The organism is Streptomyces pseudogriseolus, from assembly GCA_002154585.1.
In the GTDB taxonomy this organism is placed as follows: domain Bacteria; phylum Actinomycetota; class Actinomycetes; order Streptomycetales; family Streptomycetaceae; genus Streptomyces; species Streptomyces pseudogriseolus.
Map to the genome: position 1 here is coordinate 1 of MUNG01000270.1, position 16,930 is coordinate 16,930.

General features: G+C 71.2%; 21 protein-coding genes. 6 read left to right on the forward strand and 15 right to left on the reverse strand.

Annotated features, from left to right (window positions below):
- A partial coding sequence (locus tag CCN29_RS22760; RefSeq protein ID WP_442538457.1) for an SDR family NAD(P)-dependent oxidoreductase occupies nt 1–901 on the forward strand: 901 nt, incomplete at its 5' end.
- Between the two features lie 4 nt (nt 902–905).
- Here CCN29_RS22760 and CCN29_RS22765 read toward each other — a convergent pair.
- From CCN29_RS22765 to CCN29_RS22790, 6 genes are all read right to left on the reverse strand, one after another.
- On the reverse strand, nt 906–1,493 hold the full coding sequence (locus CCN29_RS22765; RefSeq protein ID WP_031021056.1) for a dienelactone hydrolase family protein: 588 nt from the start codon (nt 1,491–1,493) through the stop codon (nt 906–908).
- Nucleotides 1,494–1,636: 143 nt separating this feature from the next.
- Nucleotides 1,637–2,506 (reverse strand): AraC family transcriptional regulator, encoded by an 870-nt coding sequence (locus CCN29_RS22770; protein ID WP_031021057.1) that lies wholly within the window; start codon nt 2,504–2,506, stop codon nt 1,637–1,639.
- 97 nt (nt 2,507–2,603) lie between these two features.
- Nucleotides 2,604–2,900: a hypothetical protein gene (locus CCN29_RS36140; RefSeq protein ID WP_442538458.1), complete on the reverse strand. Its 297-nt coding sequence runs from the start codon at nt 2,898–2,900 to the stop codon at nt 2,604–2,606.
- Between the two features lie 455 nt (nt 2,901–3,355).
- Nucleotides 3,356–4,873: a DUF4246 domain-containing protein gene (locus tag CCN29_RS22780; protein ID WP_086684094.1), complete on the reverse strand. Its 1,518-nt coding sequence runs from the start codon at nt 4,871–4,873 to the stop codon at nt 3,356–3,358.
- 62 nt (nt 4,874–4,935) lie between these two features.
- Entirely contained in the window at nt 4,936–5,499 is a 564-nt protein-coding gene (locus CCN29_RS22785; protein WP_031021059.1) for a GNAT family N-acetyltransferase, read from the reverse strand.
- Between the two features lie 95 nt (nt 5,500–5,594).
- Entirely contained in the window at nt 5,595–6,176 is a 582-nt protein-coding gene (locus CCN29_RS22790) for a TetR/AcrR family transcriptional regulator (RefSeq protein ID WP_006131351.1), read from the reverse strand.
- 177 nt (nt 6,177–6,353) lie between these two features.
- Between CCN29_RS22790 and CCN29_RS22795 the strand changes: the two genes are divergently transcribed.
- Nucleotides 6,354–6,962 carry an HD domain-containing protein gene (locus CCN29_RS22795; protein WP_006131350.1) on the forward strand — a complete coding sequence of 203 codons (609 nt, stop codon included), beginning with the start codon at nt 6,354–6,356 and terminating at the stop codon, nt 6,960–6,962.
- 44 nt (nt 6,963–7,006) lie between these two features.
- Here the strand turns inward: CCN29_RS22795 and CCN29_RS22800 are convergent, their stop codons facing one another.
- Complete coding sequence (locus CCN29_RS22800; RefSeq protein ID WP_031021064.1) at nt 7,007–7,864, reverse strand: SDR family NAD(P)-dependent oxidoreductase; 858 nt, start codon at nt 7,862–7,864, stop codon at nt 7,007–7,009.
- Between the two features lie 382 nt (nt 7,865–8,246).
- Nucleotides 8,247–8,786 carry a GNAT family N-acetyltransferase gene (locus tag CCN29_RS22805; protein ID WP_086684097.1) on the reverse strand — a complete coding sequence of 180 codons (540 nt, stop codon included), beginning with the start codon at nt 8,784–8,786 and terminating at the stop codon, nt 8,247–8,249.
- Between the two features lie 81 nt (nt 8,787–8,867).
- Between CCN29_RS22805 and CCN29_RS22810 the strand changes: the two genes are divergently transcribed.
- Complete coding sequence (locus CCN29_RS22810; RefSeq protein ID WP_086684100.1) at nt 8,868–9,170, forward strand: hypothetical protein; 303 nt, start codon at nt 8,868–8,870, stop codon at nt 9,168–9,170.
- Nucleotides 9,171–9,225: 55 nt separating this feature from the next.
- Complete coding sequence (locus tag CCN29_RS22815; RefSeq protein ID WP_086684103.1) at nt 9,226–9,942, forward strand: hypothetical protein; 717 nt, start codon at nt 9,226–9,228, stop codon at nt 9,940–9,942.
- A gap of 39 nt (nt 9,943–9,981) precedes the next feature.
- Here CCN29_RS22815 and CCN29_RS22820 read toward each other — a convergent pair whose 3' ends face one another.
- Nucleotides 9,982–10,404, reverse strand: coding sequence for an arsenate reductase ArsC (locus CCN29_RS22820; RefSeq protein ID WP_031062600.1), 423 nt, complete (start codon nt 10,402–10,404; stop codon nt 9,982–9,984).
- Between the two features lie 83 nt (nt 10,405–10,487).
- Nucleotides 10,488–10,829, reverse strand: coding sequence for an ArsR/SmtB family transcription factor (locus tag CCN29_RS22825; protein WP_037829627.1), 342 nt, complete (start codon nt 10,827–10,829; stop codon nt 10,488–10,490).
- 144 nt (nt 10,830–10,973) lie between these two features.
- Here CCN29_RS22825 and CCN29_RS22830 point away from each other — a divergent pair, with 144 nt between their 5' ends.
- A complete protein-coding gene (locus tag CCN29_RS22830) occupies nt 10,974–12,380 on the forward strand; it encodes an NAD(P)-binding domain-containing protein (RefSeq protein WP_086684106.1) in 1,407 nt (468 codons plus the stop codon).
- Between the two features lie 115 nt (nt 12,381–12,495).
- Here CCN29_RS22830 and CCN29_RS22835 read toward each other — a convergent pair whose 3' ends face one another.
- From CCN29_RS22835 to CCN29_RS22855, 5 genes are all read right to left on the reverse strand, one after another.
- Nucleotides 12,496–12,984 (reverse strand): hypothetical protein, encoded by a 489-nt coding sequence (locus CCN29_RS22835; protein ID WP_143661362.1) that lies wholly within the window; start codon nt 12,982–12,984, stop codon nt 12,496–12,498.
- A 288-nt stretch (nt 12,985–13,272) separates the two neighbouring features.
- The gene (locus CCN29_RS22840) at nt 13,273–14,406 is read right to left on the reverse strand and encodes a low temperature requirement protein A (RefSeq protein ID WP_086684110.1); all 1,134 of its coding nucleotides are present in this window, start codon (nt 14,404–14,406) and stop codon (nt 13,273–13,275) included.
- A 350-nt stretch (nt 14,407–14,756) separates the two neighbouring features.
- A complete protein-coding gene (locus CCN29_RS22845; RefSeq protein WP_031062605.1) occupies nt 14,757–15,320 on the reverse strand; it encodes a hypothetical protein in 564 nt (187 codons plus the stop codon).
- A gap of 213 nt (nt 15,321–15,533) precedes the next feature.
- Entirely contained in the window at nt 15,534–15,731 is a 198-nt protein-coding gene (locus CCN29_RS22850; protein WP_006131339.1) for a hypothetical protein, read from the reverse strand.
- A gap of 247 nt (nt 15,732–15,978) precedes the next feature.
- Nucleotides 15,979–16,317, reverse strand: coding sequence for a hypothetical protein (locus CCN29_RS22855; protein WP_031062608.1), 339 nt, complete (start codon nt 16,315–16,317; stop codon nt 15,979–15,981).
- Between the two features lie 301 nt (nt 16,318–16,618).
- Between CCN29_RS22855 and CCN29_RS22860 the strand changes: the two genes are divergently transcribed.
- Nucleotides 16,619–16,930, forward strand: a 312-nt coding sequence (locus tag CCN29_RS22860) for a cupin domain-containing protein (RefSeq protein WP_143661363.1), incomplete at its 3' end; no start/stop codon positions are given.

Below are 16,930 nucleotides of genomic sequence, written 5' to 3' on the forward strand. Positions count from 1 at the left end.
GGGCGTGGACCTCACCGGCCGCCGCGCCGTGGTCACCGGCGGCGCCTCGGGTCTCGGCGCCGAGACCGTACGGGCGCTGGCCGAGGCCGGCGCCGAGGTCACCGTCGCCGTCCGCCGCCCCGAGGCCGCGGAGCCGCTCGTGCGGGAGTCGGCCGCCGTCGACGGCGCCGGTCCCGTGCGCACCGCGCCCCTCGACCTCTCCGACCTCACCTCGGTCGACGCCTTCGTGCGGAACTGGCGCGGCCCGCTCGACATCCTCGTCGCCAACGCCGGCATCATGGCCCTGCCCGAGCGCACCCTCACCCCCCAGGGCTGGGAGATGCAGCTCGCCACCAACTACCTGGGCCACTTCGCCCTGGCCACCGGTCTGCACCCGGCGCTGTGCGAGGCCGGCTCCGCCCGCATCGTGGTCGTCAGCTCGGGCGCCCACCTGGCCACGCCCTTCGACTTCGACGACCCCCACTTCGAGCGGCGCCCGTACGACCCGTGGACCGCCTACGGGCAGTCGAAGTCCGCCGACGTCCTCCTCGCGGCCGGCGCGCACCGCTGGGCCGCCGACGGCATCACCGCCAACGCCCTGAACCCCGGCTACATCCTCACCGGCCTGCAACGGCACCTCGACGACGCCACGATGCGCGCGTTCGGCGTGATGGACGACGAGGGCAACCTGACCCCGCTGCCGTACTACAAGACGCCCGCCCAGGGAGCCGCCACCTCGGTCCTGCTGGCCGCCTCACCCCTGCTGGAAGGGGTCACGGGCCGCTACTTCGAGGACAACCAGGAGGCACGGCTCGTCACGGACGAGGAGAACCCGACGGCCGGCGTCGCCGCCCACGCCGTCGACCCGCGAGCGGCGGACCGCCTCTGGGAGTACGCGACGCAAGCCCTCCGCACCCGCTGACCGCTCAGGCCCGCGTCCCGCCGTCGACCGAGCCGAGGAACGCGACCGCCCGCCGCGTCAGCAGCCCGGCGGCCTCCGCGTCGTGGGACGGCAGCGAGCGGTCCGCGAAGAGGTGCCGGTCCCCGGGGTACAGGAACAGTTCGGCGGCGGGGGCCTCCGCGACCAGCGCGCGGGCGGCGTCGGCGTCCTCGGTGAAGAAGGGGTCGTCCTCCATCGCGTGCACCTGCACCGGCACCTGCTCGGGCCAGGCCGCACCGAACTCGGACACCGGGATGCAGGCGTGCATCAGCAGCGCGCCCCGCGCCCCGGGCCGTGTCTGCGCCAGCTTCTGCGCGGGCAGCGCCCCGAGCGAGAAGCCGGCGTAGACGACGTCCCGGGGGAGAGGATCAGCCGCGCGCACACCACGCGCGGCGATCTCACCGAAACCGACCTGTCCGGCGAACTCCGCGCCCTCGTCCAGCGAGTCGAAGGTGCGTCCGTCGAACAGGTCGGGTGTGTGAACGGTGTGCCCCGCGGCCCGGAGCTCGTCGGCGAAGGCGACCACTCCCGGGGTCAGCCCCTGCACGTGATGGAACAGTACGACCTCTGCCATGCCGAACTCCTCGCTCCTGGCCGCGGATGACGGTGAGCGCTCACGATAATCGAAAACAGTCGAACATCTTCAGGTTTCCCGAAACCCGCCCCTCGACCCGGACGACCTCGACCGGGATGACCGAGGGGTGACGCGGCGCCGTGTCACGCGGACTCGACGGGCAGCCACAGCTCGCAGGTCGCGGTGCTGAAGTCGTCGGCCCTCTCGAGGATCGCGACGATCGAGGGCCCGGGCCGCAGCCGCCACGGGTTGGACGGGAACCACTCGGTCGCGGTCGCCGCCCAGGCGGTCTGCAGCGCCTCCGGGTGCGGCCCGCTGGTCCGGAACACCGCCCACATGCCCGCCGGCACCTCGATGACGTCCAGCCCGTCCGGAACGGCCGTTCCGCCGCCGACGGCGACCCCGTGCAGGTAGGTCAGCTCGGTGCCCTCCCGCCCGTCGGGGTCGGCGCCGTCGCTGACCTGGAGCAGGCCGGCCGGCTCGGTGGCGCTGAGGGCCTTCAGGCGCTGGTGCTCCTCCGGAGGGATGGCGGCGATGTGCTGCTGGATGTGCGGGTTGACGCCGCGATGGATGAGCGGGACCCGGGTGGAGTGTCCGACCAGCCGGAACGCGGGGCGGTCGACGAGACGGGTGTCCATGGGGGTACTCCCTTCGACGGTCAGGCGGAACCTGAGCTGCGGTTGTGTACGCAAGGGGCCCCCGTCACGGCGCACCTCCGCGGGAGCGGCGCCGTGAACCGCCCGGAACGCACGCCCGAACGCCTCCCGCGAGCCGTACCCGTGCCGGACGGCGATCTCCAGCAGGTCGTCGTCGCCCCGGACCACGTCACCGGCGGCGACGGTCATCCGCCGCCTCCGCACGTACTCCGACAGCGGCATGCCCGCCAGCGACGAGAACATCCGCCGCAGGTGGTACTCGGTGGTCCCGAGCCCCGCGGCCAGCCCGCCGAGGTCGAGCTCCTCGCCGAGGTGCTCCTCCACGAGATCGACGAGCCGGTTGAGTGCCGAGATCATGAGGCCTCCTTTCGCCTTCAACCCTGGCAGCGGCCCCCCTGACCAGGCCCGACCGCAGCGAACCGATCCGATCACGCACGACCGCACGGACCCGGCCTCAGGGCCTCTCACCCCGCGCGTACGGACGCAGGAACGCCCGAAGGGACGCGTCGTCCGGCGTCTCGGTCACCACGCTGTCGGGACCGTCCTCGACGAAGCCCGTACACATGACCGAGTCCTGCCCGGCCATGCCGTGCGTAGCGACGAGCCGCCCGGTACGGGCCTCGAAGACCCGCATCCGGTACCGACCCTCGTAGTGGGAGATCGTCCGGCGCAGCACCCCGGAGAACGTGTACCGGCACTTCTTCAGCAGCTTCCCCCGCTCCTGGTACTCGGCACAGGCGACGAGCTGCACCTGCTCGGGCGGCAGCGCGAAGGGGTCGACGTGTCGTAGCCGCCTGTGTCCGCGAACTGGTGCAGCAGCCCGTCGACATGCACGACCAGGGGGTGGGGCCCCGACGCCGACACACGCGCCGCCCGGGGCACCGGCCGCGGCCTTCCTCCCTGACAGACGCCGGTGGAGGAGAAGAGGCTGAGAGGCTCCTCGGCCGTGCTCCCCGGCGTCGGGCCGGCCGGCGTCGGTGTGACCGGCCGGCCCGAGGGCCCGGGATCGACGGAGAAGGCAGGAGCCGACGCGCCGGTTCCACCGCTCCCGTCATCCCGGTCCGACGGACGCCCCAGCAGCGCGATGAGCACCGCCAGCCCGATCAGCGCCACCACGCCGGCCAAGAAACCCGCTCGTGCCCGCCCCGTCACCCTGTCACCCCGTCACCCCCGTCACCCCGTCAACCCTTTCGCCTCGCCGGACCCTCAGTGCTCGCAGAGCGAGAACTCCCGTTCGTACAGCTGCTCGTTGTGCTCGTCGACGAAGAACTTCCGTTCCTTCATCAGCTCCTCCCGGAAGGCCTTGGCCTCCTCCAGCGTCATGGTCGACGTCTCCGCCCACGGCTGCTGCGGCGGCACGTCGGACGTGGAGACGATCGGGTGCGACGGGTCGACCAGGAAGAACGCGACGATCTTGCGGTGACCCGGCCGGGTGGGGTCCTGCAGACGGAACGGACTGACCCGGTGCTGCAGGACGTTGGGGAAGGCGAGGCAGCGTCCCTCCGGCGTGGCCGCCGAGCCGAGCATCTGGTTGAGGGCGCCCTCGTTCTCGAGGCCGTACACCTCCCGCATGCCGTTGTCGTCGTTCTGCGCGTATTCGGGATCGTCGAGCGCCGTCCGGAAGCCGAGCCGGCTCTCGGTGATGTTCTCGCTGTCCCAGTAGTAGAGGCCGGTGGAGACGATCCGCTCGTTGAGCATGCCCTCGACGTGCCAGGACCCGCCCGCGTATTCGGGGTTGTCCGGGGTCAGGTGGATGGTGGCGAGCTTGACGATCACCTGAAGCCGCCGGCCACGCAGGCTCACCCGGTCGGATCCCTCGGGCACCTGGGGCGGGGCGAACGCCGGGGCGTCTGGGACGACGGGCCGGCGGTTGTCCCACCACCCCTCCTCCGCCTCCTCCCACGCTTCGTAGGCCTTGATGTACGACTCCTCGTCCTCGAAGCCGTCCCTCTCCGGCTCAGGAACGTCGTACTCGTCGGACTCGTACCACCCGTACGGGTCGACGGTGATGCGCAGGGGCCGCGGATGACGCAGATCCGTCAGGACGTTCTCCCACAGCGGCAGCATCCGCGCGAACAGCTCCGGCAGCACGGCGGCGAGGTCACGGTGCTTCTCCGGGTGCACGTTGTTCACGTACGAGCGGAAGCGCGCCCGGCCGTCGTCGTCCACGTCGACGTCCGTGGGCAGCCACTGGAACTTCTCCGAGAACTCGTGCCGCGAATAGCGGTCCGTCGGATTCTCCCAGGCTCGCTCCGGCGCCCCGCTCACCTCCCGTACGAGGCAGAACAGCGAGGGATGCACGAGGTCGAGCACCTGCCCGCCGGAGCCGGGATGCCAGTCCCGCTCCTCCTCGGGCACCTCCTCCAGCACCCGCACCGCCTCCCGCAGCCGCGCCCGGAGCCCGTCGTCGACGAGCGTGTCGGACTGCCACACGCCGTCCACCGCCGACACCTCGGCACCGGTCCGCTCGTCCCGCAGCGCCGCATAGTGGGCGAGCTCGTCGAGCACGTACCGCACCTGCGCCTCGGTGAGCCCCTGCGCGACCGCCTCCTCGGTCCACCGGGCGACGACGTCGGCATAGCGCATCTTCTCGAACCACCGCGGTTTCGCCCGCAGTTGCGCGCTGCACTGCATCATCTCGATCTCCCGCAGCGTCCGAGGCACGGCGAACGTCGAGGAACGGCTTGCCAGAAACGGCAACGGAAAAGCGGACAGCCCAGTCAACTCTCTTGACCCTCCCGGTCGGTGACAGCGACCGGAACACTACGGCAGCCGACTGACAGTCCCTACGGGCGGCCGTCCGCCAGGCGCCACTCACGGCGCAGCAGGCCGTAGACCCAGGAGTCGGAGACCTCGCCGTTGACGACGCAGTCCTCGCGGAGGGTGCCTTCGCGTACGAACCCGAGCTTCTCCAGCACGCGCGCCGACGCGCCGTTCCGGGTGTCGACGTCGGCCTGGACACGGTTGAGGTCAAGGGTGTCGAACGCCCACCCCAGGACGCCCCGCACGGTCTCGGTGGCATACCCGTGACCCCAGGCAGCGGGGTCGAAGACATAACACAGCATCGCGCTACGGAAGTCCGGGTTCCAGTCGATGAGACCGCACCAGCCGATGAAGGCGCCGTCGGAGCCCCGCTCGACGGCCAGCCGCGCACCCGTGCCCTCCTCCGCCATCGTGCGGCAGACGGACAGAAAGCGCTGCGAGCGGGCCGGGTCGGTCCACGGAGGCGAGTCCCAGTAACGCAGCACATGCGCGTCGCTGTGCAGTGCGTACAGGGGCGCCGCGTCGGCATCGGTGAACGGCCGAAGTCGCAGGCGGCCGGTGTGCAGTTCGGGAGTCGGCAAGGTCATGCGGAGCATCCTGCCGTTTCCCGCTCCGCACCGACCAGCGGTTTACCGTGCGGCGGCCCGTCCCGGCGGAGGCGTCGGGACAGACCCCGCCGGGGTCAGCCCAACGTGTCGAGAGCCGTCTCGGCCACGGCCATGAGCGAGGCGCGGTCGGGGTTGATCGCCCCCATCACCTTCAGGCCCTGCATCGTCACGACGAGGTAGCGGGCGAGATCCCGCGCGTTGCGCGTGTCGGGCAGCTGTCCGGACGCCTGGGCCGAGCTGATCACGTCGCGCAGGGCGTCCTCGATCGCGGAGGTCGTGGCCCGCACGTGCGCGGCGACCTTGGGATCCTGGGTGACGCGCTCGGTCGTGGCGCCCACGATGAGGCACGCCTTGCGGGCGCCGTCCTGCACGATGTCGTCGACCGTCGACACCAGCACCTCGCGCAGCAGGTCACGGGCCGGCGCCCCCGCGCGCAGCATGTCGATCAACGGCACGGCGTACAGCTGGCGGTAGCGGTCCATGGCCGCCAGGTACAGGCCCTCCTTGTTCCCGAAGGCCGCGTACAGCGATCCCCGCCCCACTCCGGTGGCTTCCACCAGGTCCTGGATCGAGGTGCCCTCGTAGCCCCGGCAACGGAACGCGTCCATGGCGGCGTGCACGGCCGCCTCGGTGTCGAACTCTCTGACCCTCGCCATGACGCAAGGGTAACGTTATGGGAACGAACAGTCAAAAATTCTCCCGCGTCTCCGCAGGTACCGCGAGCGCCCGCAGCCCGCCTCCTCGCTCCCATATTCTTGACTGTAAGGTCGCGCACAGGTTCAGGTTCAGGTGCAGGTGGAGGACGCGACACACGACCTGAGGAGGGACACCGCATGCACGTCACCTTCGGTGGAGAGACAGGCGACCTCGCCTACGCCTACGTGCGCGAGATCCTGCATCCCGCGATCCTCAACCACAGCGTGCGCGTATGGCTGCTGGCGGATCACCTCGCCCGCCAACAGGACTTGCACGGGGCGGAACGGGAAGCACTGGCGGTGGCCTGCCTGTTCCACGACTCGGGAACAGCGGCGCCACACGACGGCGCCCAGCGCTTCGAGGTGGAAGGCGCGGACGCGGCGCGCGCGTTCCTCGCCGACCACGGCTGGTCCGAGGACCTCGGGCGACAGGTCTGGGAGGCCGTGGCCCTGCACACCTCCCCGGGCATCGCGGAACGCATGGGCACCCTGCCGAGGCTGGTCAGGCTCGCGGTGCTCGCGGACTTCGGCAGGACCGACCTCATCGGCGCCGAGGGCCGCAACGAGCTGACCGAGGCGCTCGATCGCCTGCCGCGCCTGGACATCGAGACCGCGCTCGCCGACGCGGTCGTCGCGCAGGCCCTGCGCAATCCGGAGAAGGCGCCGCCCTCCAGCTGGCCCGGCGGGCTGCTCGCGGCCCATCAAGCGAACCCGGACAGGACCGGCGGCGGGAACCCCGCGTTCTGAGCCGGCCGGCCGCGCGAGCGGCCCGGTCGTGGTCGCGGTGTGGGTCACAGCATCGCGTACTCGCCGCTGCCCGGGAAGTCGGTGCTCAGGGCGACGTCCTTCCCGGCCTCGTACTCTTCGCGCAGCTGGTCGAGCTTGACGCCGATCCTCCGCTGCGCGTCACTGCCCAGGATCACCCGGTGCCGAGGCGCGGGGGACAGGGCCTCCTCGAAGATCACGGCCGCCGCCCTCGCCGGATCACCCGGAAACATACCGGGAGTCACCTTGTGCATGATCGCCCGGAAGGCCCCTGCGGTGACCGCGTAGTCACCGATCGGCTCCCCGGAGGCGCGTGTGCGGGTCTCGATCCCGGTACGGAAGGAACCCGGCTCGATCAGCAGGGCGTGCAGCCCCAAAGGCTCGACCTCCTGCCACAGCGCCTCGGTGAAACCCTCCAGGGCGAACTTGCTCGCGGAGTGGAAGCCGTTGCCGGGCAGACTCGCCAGCCCGTCCATCGCGGAGACGTTGACGATGGTTCCGCGTCGACGCGCCCGCATCGCGGGCAGCACCGCTCGCGTGAGTGTCACGGCCCCGAAGAAGTTGACCTCGAAGACCGCGCGGTAGTCTGACTCCTGCTGCTCCTCCAGCGCCCCGACGAAGTCGATCCCCGCGTTGTTGACGAGGACGTCGATACCGCCGGACCACTCCTCGGCCTCACGCACGGCGTCGGCGCACCGGCGACCCTCCGTGACGTCGAGCTGAAGGACCAGACACTGCTCGGGGTGGCGGTCCGCCAAGCCGGCCAGGGGAGCGACCACCGGCGCCGTGGCGACGACCCGATGTCCCTGCTCCAGCACATGCTCGGCCAGCGCACGGCCGAGACCACTGGAAGCGCCGGTGACGAACCACGTCGTGGGGGACACGATGTACACCCTCCCGTCGGGAGAGACGGCGGCGACCGACACCCACTCCACCACACCTCATCCACCCGCGCATCACGACCTCCCCGTGGGACACAGACCGGGCCACGGCGGGGGAGCGACGGGCAGGGAACCGGGTGTCCGGCGGGCGCGTCGCATCCACCATGAAAGATCGTTCCACGGGGATCATGCCGGCCACCACCGACGACAACGTGTGGAGCACCGGCGTCCTCGTCGTCATGACGCCGGTCGCCGTGGCGCTCGTACTGCCGCCGCTGGTCCTGGCCCGCGGGCACCGTGCTGGCGTGCCTCCGGAAGCGGCCAGCGCACGGGTGAGGCGGCTGAGGGTGCGGCGGCTGACCAGGCCCGCCCGACACACCGGTGATCACCGGGATCGGCGGCGCTCCCCACGCCGATCTTCCGACGCAACCGCGTCAACGAGGTCGCGCTGATACCAGGTTCCCGCCTTGCCGCCCATGTGCGCCGGATCGGCGGGACCGACGGGCACGAACCCCGCCTTGACCAGCACCCGCCGGGACGCGACGTTCCGGTGCACGGTGGCCGCCCGCAGCGTACGCAACCCGTACGCGGACATCGCCAGTCGGCACAGCTCCCGGACGGTCGCCGTCGCCACACCCCGCCCCGCGACGTGCTGCGCGACCCGGTAACCGAGCTCCGCCGTGTGGTCCTCGATGTCGACGAGGTTGAACCTGCCGAGCACGGAGCCGTCCTCGGCGACCAGCACGTGGAAGGCGCAGACACCGGCGTCCTGCTCGGCCAGCAACGCGTCGAACCGGTCGGTGAACCGGTCGAAGAACGCGTCGCCGCGATCGGGGACGGAGGCAGCGAAATAGGCGCGGTTCGCCAGCTCGAAGGCCAGCACCGCCGGGGCATGACCGGCATCCAGCCGCTGCAACTCGGGCATGGGCCCGACCCTACTCACGTCTGCTCCAAAACCTCGGTTCTCCCAGCGCTGGATATCCGATTCGGGGGTACCTGGGGGCGCATGGCACCGAAGAAGAGTGAACGTACTCAGCTGACGCGGGTCGTACGGCAGCTCCGCCGCATCCGCTCCTTCTACGCCGCGGCGATGGTGCTGTGGGCCGGGTCGGCCGCGCTGACCGGCCGGCAGGACGCCGGGAGCCGCCAGCTGTGGGTGTGCCTGCTGCTCCTGGCCGTGTTCGCCGCGCTGTTCGTCACGGCGAGCGTCGCCCTGCGGCGCCTCGCGGTTCCGGCGACCGCCGGACGGCCTCACCGCCGCGCTGCCTCGTCCACGGTGCCGAACACCGGCCGCCACGCCCCTGCTTGAACGCTGAGTCACCCCAGCATTCGGCAGGAGCAGCGGCCGTGAGATCGTCTCGGCCATGGATGCCGCGCCGTTCAGCCCCACCGTCGTGAAAGCCGCGTTCCGAGACGTGACATGGATGCACGTGTCCCGTCCGGCGGTGCGAGCCGCCGCCTCCGTCACGCGGACCCTGCTGACGGAGATCATCGAAGGTGCGAGGGCGGCGGCGGCCGAAGAGGGCATCACCAAGCTCCGGCCCAGGCACCTCGTCACGGCCATCGACCGGAACGTGGAAGTGGACGTCGCGAACGAGTGGTACGCATACAGCCCGACGTTCCGAGCCCTGGACGGCGGCGTGCAGAGTGCCGCCATGCCGTCCCGTGGCGGCAGCGCGCGCAGGCCCAAGTCGAGCGCGGTGGTCGGTGCGCACAGATTCGAGCCGGGGGTGCGGGCACTGCGGAGCCGCCAGGCCAGGGCCGTACCGGCGATGGTCCGTGAACTCGACGGCATCGCCGGCGTGTTCGTGACGGGACTGGCCCGGGACGCCGCCATGGTCGTCCGCGAGGGCGGAGTCCGACGCTTCGGCTCCGTCACCTTGGTCATGCCGGGCGAACCGGCCCCGTCCCAGTCCCCTGAGACACCTCCGCGGGCTGCCTCGGCCCGTGAGGGGGACAGGAGGACCATCGGCACAGGTGACGTGCTGGACGCCACCACCATGCAGTTGTTCGGCAGCACCATCAGGCAACGAGCCCTGACCGAGGCACGCCAGGCAGTCCACACCTACGCATCGGCCTGAGCGAGAGGCCGGCGACCGGACACCGGCCGCCTGTGTCCCTCAGGCCGTTGTCTCCGGCCGCGCCGGGGCGATCTCGCTGATCAGCCCCTCGACGAGGACCCTGATCTCGTCGCGGATCGGGCGGACGGCCTCGACGCCCTGTCCGGCCGGGTCGTCGAGCTTCCAGTCGAGGTAGCGCTTGCCCGGGAAGACCGGGCAGGCGTCGCCGCAGCCCATGGTGATGCAGACGTCCGACACACGGACCGCGTCCACGGTGAGAAGCTTCGGCGTCTCGGCGGAGATGTCGATGCCCACCTCGGCCATGGCCTCGACGGCTGCCGGGTTGACGCGGTCGCCGGGGGCGGAACCGGCGGAGCGGACCTCGACGCGATCGCCGGCCAGGTGCGTCAGCCACGCGGCGGCCATCTGGGAGCGGCCTGCGTTGTGGACGCAGACGAACAGGACGGACGGCTTGTCGGTCATGCTGATCGGTCTCTCTCGTCGTCGGAAGGACGCCGGCCGTTCGTCGACCTCACCTGCCGCGGCCGGAACGCGCCGGCCCGGGGTCACGTCAGGGCCCCGGCCGACGACCCCACCAGCAGCCGCCCCATGGCGGCCAGCACGGCGGGCTCCACCCGGTAGTAGACCCACGTCCCGCGCCGCTCGGAGGTGAGCAGTCCGGCCTCCTTGAGCTTCTTCAGGTGGTGGGAGACGGTGGGCTGGGAGACGCCGACGTCGGAGATGTCGCACACGCACGCCTCGCCGCCCTCGTGCGAGGCCACGGCGGAGAACAGCCGCAGCCGCACGGGGTCGCCGAGCGCTTTGAACATGCGCGCGGCCGTCTCCGCCTCCTCGGCGCTCATCGGGCGCTCGGTCACCGGCGAGCAGCACACCTCGGCATTCGACATGTATCTATGTTGACACATGTCGAACCAGTACAGGAGGCCCCTCCTCCCGACTTCGACAACCGTCTATGTTGACGCTTGTCGATTCAGGTGCCATGCTGGGCGGCGCAAACCATCGACAGACATCGAAGTAAGCAGGGAGTCGCCATGGACGCGCCCGCCAACGCCGAGCTGCCCGTCGTCGTGATCGGAGCCGGTCCCGTCGGTCTGGCCGCCGCCGTCCACCTGCTCGGCCAGGGCCTCGAGCCCCTGGTCCTGGAGGCAGGGTCCACGGCCGGCGCCGCGGTGCGCGAGTGGTCGCACGTACGGCTGTTCTCCACCTGGGGCGAGGTCGTCGACCCCGCCGCCGAGAAGCTCCTCGCCTCCACCGGCTGGACGAAGCCGGACCCGGCCGCCTACCCCTCCGGCGGAGACTGGGCCGACCTGTACCTACGGCCCCTCGCCGACGCCCTCGGCGAGCGCGTCCGCCACGACGCCCGGGTCACCGGCGTCTCCCGGGCCGGCCGGGACCGCATCGTGGACGCGGACCGCGAGAACCGGCCGTTCGTCGTGCACGTCACCCACACCGGGGGCGGCGAGGAGCGCCTGTACGCGCGCGCCGTGATCGACGCCTCCGGCACCTGGGCGACACCGTCCCCGGCCGGCGCGGACGGTCTCCCCGCACTCGGCGAAAGGGCGGCCGCGGCCCGCGTCACCTACCGCGTTCCGGACCTCGGCAACCCCGCCGTCCGCGCCCGATACGCCGGCCGGCGCACGGCGGTCATCGGCTCCGGCGCCTCCGCCTTCACCGCCCTCGCCTACCTCGCCGACCTCGCCACATCCGACGACGGCGCGGACACCAAGAGCGTATGGATCCTGCGCCGGGGCATCTCCGGCTCCACCTTCGGCGGGGGAGAGGCCGACCAGCTCCCGGCCCGCGGCGCCCTGGGCCTGGCGGCGAAGGCCGCCGTCGACGACGGGCACGCGGACGCGGTCACCGGCTTCCGCACGGAGGCGATCGAGCAGGCAGCGGATGGCCGGCTGATCCTCGCCGGCGAGGACGGCCGCCGCCTGGACCCGGTCGACGAAGTCATCGTCCTGACGGGCTTCCGCCCCGACCTGACCTTCCTCGACGAACTGCGCCTGAACCTGGACGAACGCCTCCAGGCTCCCGTCGCCCTGGCCCCGCTGATCGACCCCAACCAGCACTCCTGCGGCACCGTCTACCCGCACGGCCACCGCGAGCTCTCCCACCCCGAGAAGGGCGTGTACCTGGTCGGCATGAAGTCCTACGGCCGTGCCCCGACCTTCCTCGCGATGACGGGCTACGAACAGGTCCGCTCCGTCGCCGCCGCGATCGCCGGCGACCTCGAGTCCGCCGACCGCGTGGAACTCACCCTGCCCGAGACCGGAGTCTGCGGTGGCGCCGGCCTGTTCGACGCGCCCGACGCCACCGACGGCGGCAGCGGCTGCTGCACCCCCACCCCCCAGCTGATCCAGCTCGGCGTTCCCGTCGCAGTCATCGAGGCCGACGCTGCCAAGGAGACATCCACCGGCGGCTGCTGCGGCTCGTGACCATGTCACGCCCGACCGTGCGCCACCAGGGCCGCGTGCGGCAGCAGGAGCACACCGCCGGGAGCGGGAGAACTCCGCGAAAGTGCCTCGCGACCACGACCCGGACACTGTGTCACTACTGAGGGTCGTCGGCTGGTAGCTCGCCCCGGCCGACGGTCATGGACCAGTGGACCCCGGACGGGGCGGTCACCCTCACCGAGCCCGGCTCTTCCGCTCCGGAGAGGCCGACCTGGTTGTAGAAGGTCCTCGTCTCACCTGCCCGGCACCTCACCGGGAACGACACGCTCACGGCGCTCACCGCGACGTTCATCTTCCCGGCTCCGCGACAGCGCACCGCCACGATCAGTGCATCACCGGCGGCGCCCTCCGCGTAGGAGAAGCTGGTACTGCCCGTGGTCTCGCGCTGCTGACCCGCCATGCGCTCGCTCTGATCAAGCTCCGGCGGCACGGCCACCGGCACCTGTCCCTCGTCCGGCTGTCCGGACGAGGCCGGAGCAGAAGACGACGGGGCCGGCTTTCCGCTCGGCGTATCGTCGGTCACCGAGGCGCCCGTACACCCGGCCAACGCCACCAACGTCATCGCGACGCCGGCGACCGACAACATGCGGCGCATCTCAGTTTTCCCACCCATGGCTCTCCAGCCCCCTCTGTCAGGTCCCCATCGGTGGAGACCGACGCTGGAATCAACCATGGTTGCCGCACGCCGGCGCAGGAAACGACCAGAATCTGATGAGGATCTGAGCTCGCAAGGCACACTCGGTTCGCGGATTACGAACGGCGCGGAGTCACCAGCCCCGGTTCGCCGGCCCGTCACCGCGAGGGCAGTGGGCGGCTGGGTGACGTACCGGTCGGTGAGTCTGCGGGTGATGTCGGGGGCGAGGCTGAGAGGCCGTCACGGTCCGACGGCGTCACGCCGGGCCGCGACGAGGTGAGCGCCGATGAGCAGCGTCGCGATGATCCCGGTGGCCGGCACGGCGAACGTCGTGAACGTGGTGGCGAGCACAGCGCACGCCGCGACGGGGGAGAGGACGCCGGCCTTGAGCGGCAGCCGCGCTCCCCGCCGGTGCAGCAACCAGACACAGACGATGAAGAGGGCGACGGGCACCGTGTACGTGGCTGCCGCTTGGACGTCGGAGAGGCCGGCGTGGTGTGTGGCGTGGGCGACGTTGACAGCCAGAGCCGCTCCCACGGCCGCGGCGGCCGCGAACACCACGTAGTGGCCGTACCCCCACAACATGGCTGTGGCCTGCGTCCGCAGGCGGCGTGGAGCGTCCTGGGCGAAGTACAGCCACCAGAGGGCGAAGACGGTCAGGATCCCGCCCAGTGCGACGGTCAGGACGGACCCGAGCGCTTCGCCGGTGTCCAGGGCGCTACGGACGGCCAGGCCGGCAGCCGTGACGGACTCGCCGAGCACGATCAGGGTGAAGAGCCCGTAACGCTCGGCTATGTGATGCGGATGCCACGTGGTGCCCTCAGCCCGCTCGGCCCAGACCGGCACCGCCAGTTCACAGGCGGCGAGGACGGCGAAGGAGACGAGACCGCCGTCGTGCGGCAGGGTGAGGCGGACCAGCCATCCCACTTGCAGCACGAGGATCCCCGAGGCGTACCGCCACGCGGACCGTCGGCGCTCCCGGTCGGTCCACGCGGCACGCAGCCACTGCGTCACCATGGCCAACCGCATGACGACGTAACTCCAGGTGATCAGCGTGAAGTCACCGTGCCCCACGGCGTCCGCCGCTCCCGCCGCCATGCCCAGAGCCCCCGTGATCTGCACGAACGTGGTGAGGCGGTAGGGCACGTCGTCCGTGTCGTAGGCGGAGGCGAACCAGGTGAAGTTCATCCAGGCCCACCAGATCGCGAAGAAGAGCAGTGCGTACCCGAGCAGGCCGTCGAGCGAACGGCCCGCGGCGATCTCGTGCTCCAGGGCCGAGGAAGCCTGCGACACGGCGGCGACGAAGCACAGGTCGAAGAGCAACTCCAGGGCACTCGCGGTGCGGTGCTCCTCGTCGGCCCGCCGGGCGAGCATCGGCCGGTACCAGGCGCCGGATGCGTACGCTGACGGCGCCGGGTGACGACGGTGGTTCGTCTGCACGACCGCTCCTCCCCTTCCTCATGCCTGCTCACCTCAAGACAAGGGACATGGGTTCGCTGTGACAGCGGCGGCCTCGGAGCGGCTTCACGGCCTCGATGACACCGTGACCACGGACAGTGTCACACGCTGGTATGGTGATCACAGTGTTCCGGGAAGCCGCAGACTCGTGGGCAGCTCCCCGGAATGCCGCCGCCCCGCCCTGTGAGGCGCAGGGCGCGCGAGCCTCGGACACCCTTCCGATCCCCCGCAAGCGGGTGTCCGAGGCTGGCCAGGGCACGCCCCGGTCAGCCGGCAGATGCCCGGCGGCCGTCGGCCTGCTTGGCGCGGTACAGGCCTCGGCCGGCTCGATCGATACGGGAGGCGCCGACGAGGCGGTCGAGCGTGCTGCGCACGGCGTTGATGCTTCCGCTGTCGGTGTCACGGCCGAGCGCCGCGGCCACGTCGCGAGCGCGTACCGCCGTGTCGGGGAGACCGGCGAAGTACTCCAGAATCTGTTCGGTCAGTTTCCCGTACTTCTGCGCGGAAGCCTTCGGACGGCGGGAGTTCCGCACACGGTCGGAGGCGGCGGTCCCTGACGGTGTCGCGTCGTCGGTGGCCGGTTCCGGCGCCGGAGAGACGGCGCGCGTCCGGGCCACATCCTCCTCGACGAGGTGGCCGGTTTCCGCGGCCGGGTCCGTCAGAACAGCCGACAGGGCCGTCAGAGCGCGCTGGACCGAGTCCAGGTGAGCGGCGACGGCGGCGAGTTCCCTCTCCAACGCCCGCTTCTGCAGCTCCAGGCGGGCGAGATCGGCCTGAAGGCTCGCGGCGGTGGTCTGGATGCTCTGTGCCGCGCGGGTCGCCGGGACCATGACTCGTCTCCTGACTTCGCCCGTACCGGCCCCGCCCCGCATGGTGTGTCACCGCTCGGTCGGGACGCCGGGACAGGTGCCTCGTGTCAACAGCGAGAAGCATACTCTCGGCCACGGACACACCGAAGGACGCGCGTTTCCACGGTGCGGGTCGGTGGTCCCACTGTCGTGCGGCCCGCCGACGCGTGCCGTGCAGGGCGCCGATGCCGCAGATCAGCGGTCCTCGCCGTCCGCCCTGACCGGGGAGGCGGGCAGTTCGTTCAACCGTCGCGCCGTCTCCTCGATGCGCACCGAGACCTCGGCCAGCTGCCCGCGCAGAAGGCGGACGCGTTCCGTGAGCACGGCTGCTTCGGCGGCGAGGAGCACGGTGGCGGCCGCGAGATCAGGAGGAGGAGCGGAGTCGTTGCTCATGCGGAAAGGTCCTCCCTCTCGTGACCCCGGCCGGCCGAGGCGTGCCTTGGGGCCCGTTCGCACACCCCTGCCCGCATCGACCGGACGGCAGGGGCCTTCGTGACACGTCGCCCGTGAGAGGCGGTCGGTCGCGCTGCCGTTTGACGGCGGTGTGCACGGACCGGGGCCGTCGGAAACGCCGCCGCCTCGACGCGGCAAGCGCGCAAGGAGGGGTCCCGGAGCACGTGACTCCGGGACCCCTCCATCCTCACCCGGCCACCCGCACCGGCTCCTGCACGCGCCGGCCGTCACAGCCGGATGGTTCGGCCAGGGATGTGTTGCCGAGGGGATCCCTCAGTACCCGCCGCACCTCGATCGGTGTGCCAGGTGAGAGCTGCCGGTCGTCACCGTCCCCGTGCCCGTTCCCGTCCCGATCACGGTCCGCCCGCTCCAGGGCGACCCGCACCGCCTGCTCGTCGTCCTCGGCGTCCGCTACGACGTAGTAGAGCCGGACCGCCCGGGCGGCGGCGAATCGGAACGGCAGACCGACCAGCCACGCCACCGGAGAGCCCGACGTCTTCGCCATGCTGACTGTGCCGATCGTCATTCGTCTCGTCTCCTCCCTGGCCGCGGACGGCGCGGCCCGGACTTTGACGGTGCCGCCCGCCCGGACCCGGACGTGTGAAGCATGCGCTTCTGCCCATCTGACTGACCGGCCAACGTCGTTGTGACGAAACCCCTCCGCGCCGTCACCCCCGGGACGGCATGTCACACATCCGCCTTCGCTCCGGTCAGTAGGAGAGACCGGTTTCCTGACCGGCCTTGTGAACGTCGTGCCGAGACCGGGCATCACCGCGGCACGGACGAACCCAAGGGAACACACGGGACCTCACGGAAGGTGCGACTCGGTGTCGGACAACGCACACGCACACGCGCATGGACACGGCGCGCACGGGCATTCGACCGGCGACGACAACGGCAACGGCAACGGTGACGGACCGAGCTGGACCCGTGCCGCCACGATGCTCCAGGACGCCGCGCCGATCACCGTCCCCGACGGCGCATCGGCGATGACCATCCACGTCGTCTGGGAGCCCGGCGACCCCGGGACGCCACCTCACCGTCACTCCGGTCCGGCCTTCGGCTACGTGATCGAGGGCGCGGTCCGCTTCGAACTCGAAGGCGAGCCCGAGCGGATCATCGAGGCCGGCGGCACCTTC

Coding starts and splice junctions, on each gene's coding strand:
- CCN29_RS22845 (WP_031062605.1), bottom strand. CDS start 15,320: ATGGTCCCGGCGACCCGCGCGGCACAGAGCATCCAGACCACCGCCGCG.
- CCN29_RS22770 (WP_031021057.1), bottom strand. CDS start 2,506: ATGATCTCGGCACTCAACCGGCTCGTCGATCTCGTGGAGGAGCACCTC.
- CCN29_RS22825 (WP_037829627.1), bottom strand. CDS start 10,829: ATGTCGAATGCCGAGGTGTGCTGCTCGCCGGTGACCGAGCGCCCGATG.
- CCN29_RS22830 (WP_086684106.1), top strand. CDS start 10,974: ATGGACGCGCCCGCCAACGCCGAGCTGCCCGTCGTCGTGATCGGAGCC.
- CCN29_RS22810 (WP_086684100.1), top strand. CDS start 8,868: ATGGCACCGAAGAAGAGTGAACGTACTCAGCTGACGCGGGTCGTACGG.
- CCN29_RS22785 (WP_031021059.1), bottom strand. CDS start 5,499: ATGACCTTGCCGACTCCCGAACTGCACACCGGCCGCCTGCGACTTCGG.
- CCN29_RS22795 (WP_006131350.1), top strand. CDS start 6,354: ATGCACGTCACCTTCGGTGGAGAGACAGGCGACCTCGCCTACGCCTAC.
- CCN29_RS22840 (WP_086684110.1), bottom strand. CDS start 14,406: ATGCTCGCCCGGCGGGCCGACGAGGAGCACCGCACCGCGAGTGCCCTG.
- CCN29_RS22790 (WP_006131351.1), bottom strand. CDS start 6,176: ATGGCGAGGGTCAGAGAGTTCGACACCGAGGCGGCCGTGCACGCCGCC.
- CCN29_RS22815 (WP_086684103.1), top strand. CDS start 9,226: ATGGATGCCGCGCCGTTCAGCCCCACCGTCGTGAAAGCCGCGTTCCGA.
- CCN29_RS22850 (WP_006131339.1), bottom strand. CDS start 15,731: ATGAGCAACGACTCCGCTCCTCCTCCTGATCTCGCGGCCGCCACCGTG.
- CCN29_RS22765 (WP_031021056.1), bottom strand. CDS start 1,493: ATGGCAGAGGTCGTACTGTTCCATCACGTGCAGGGGCTGACCCCGGGA.
- CCN29_RS22805 (WP_086684097.1), bottom strand. CDS start 8,786: ATGCCCGAGTTGCAGCGGCTGGATGCCGGTCATGCCCCGGCGGTGCTG.
- CCN29_RS22855 (WP_031062608.1), bottom strand. CDS start 16,317: ATGACGATCGGCACAGTCAGCATGGCGAAGACGTCGGGCTCTCCGGTG.
- CCN29_RS22820 (WP_031062600.1), bottom strand. CDS start 10,404: ATGACCGACAAGCCGTCCGTCCTGTTCGTCTGCGTCCACAACGCAGGC.
- CCN29_RS22835 (WP_143661362.1), bottom strand. CDS start 12,984: ATGTTGTCGGTCGCCGGCGTCGCGATGACGTTGGTGGCGTTGGCCGGG.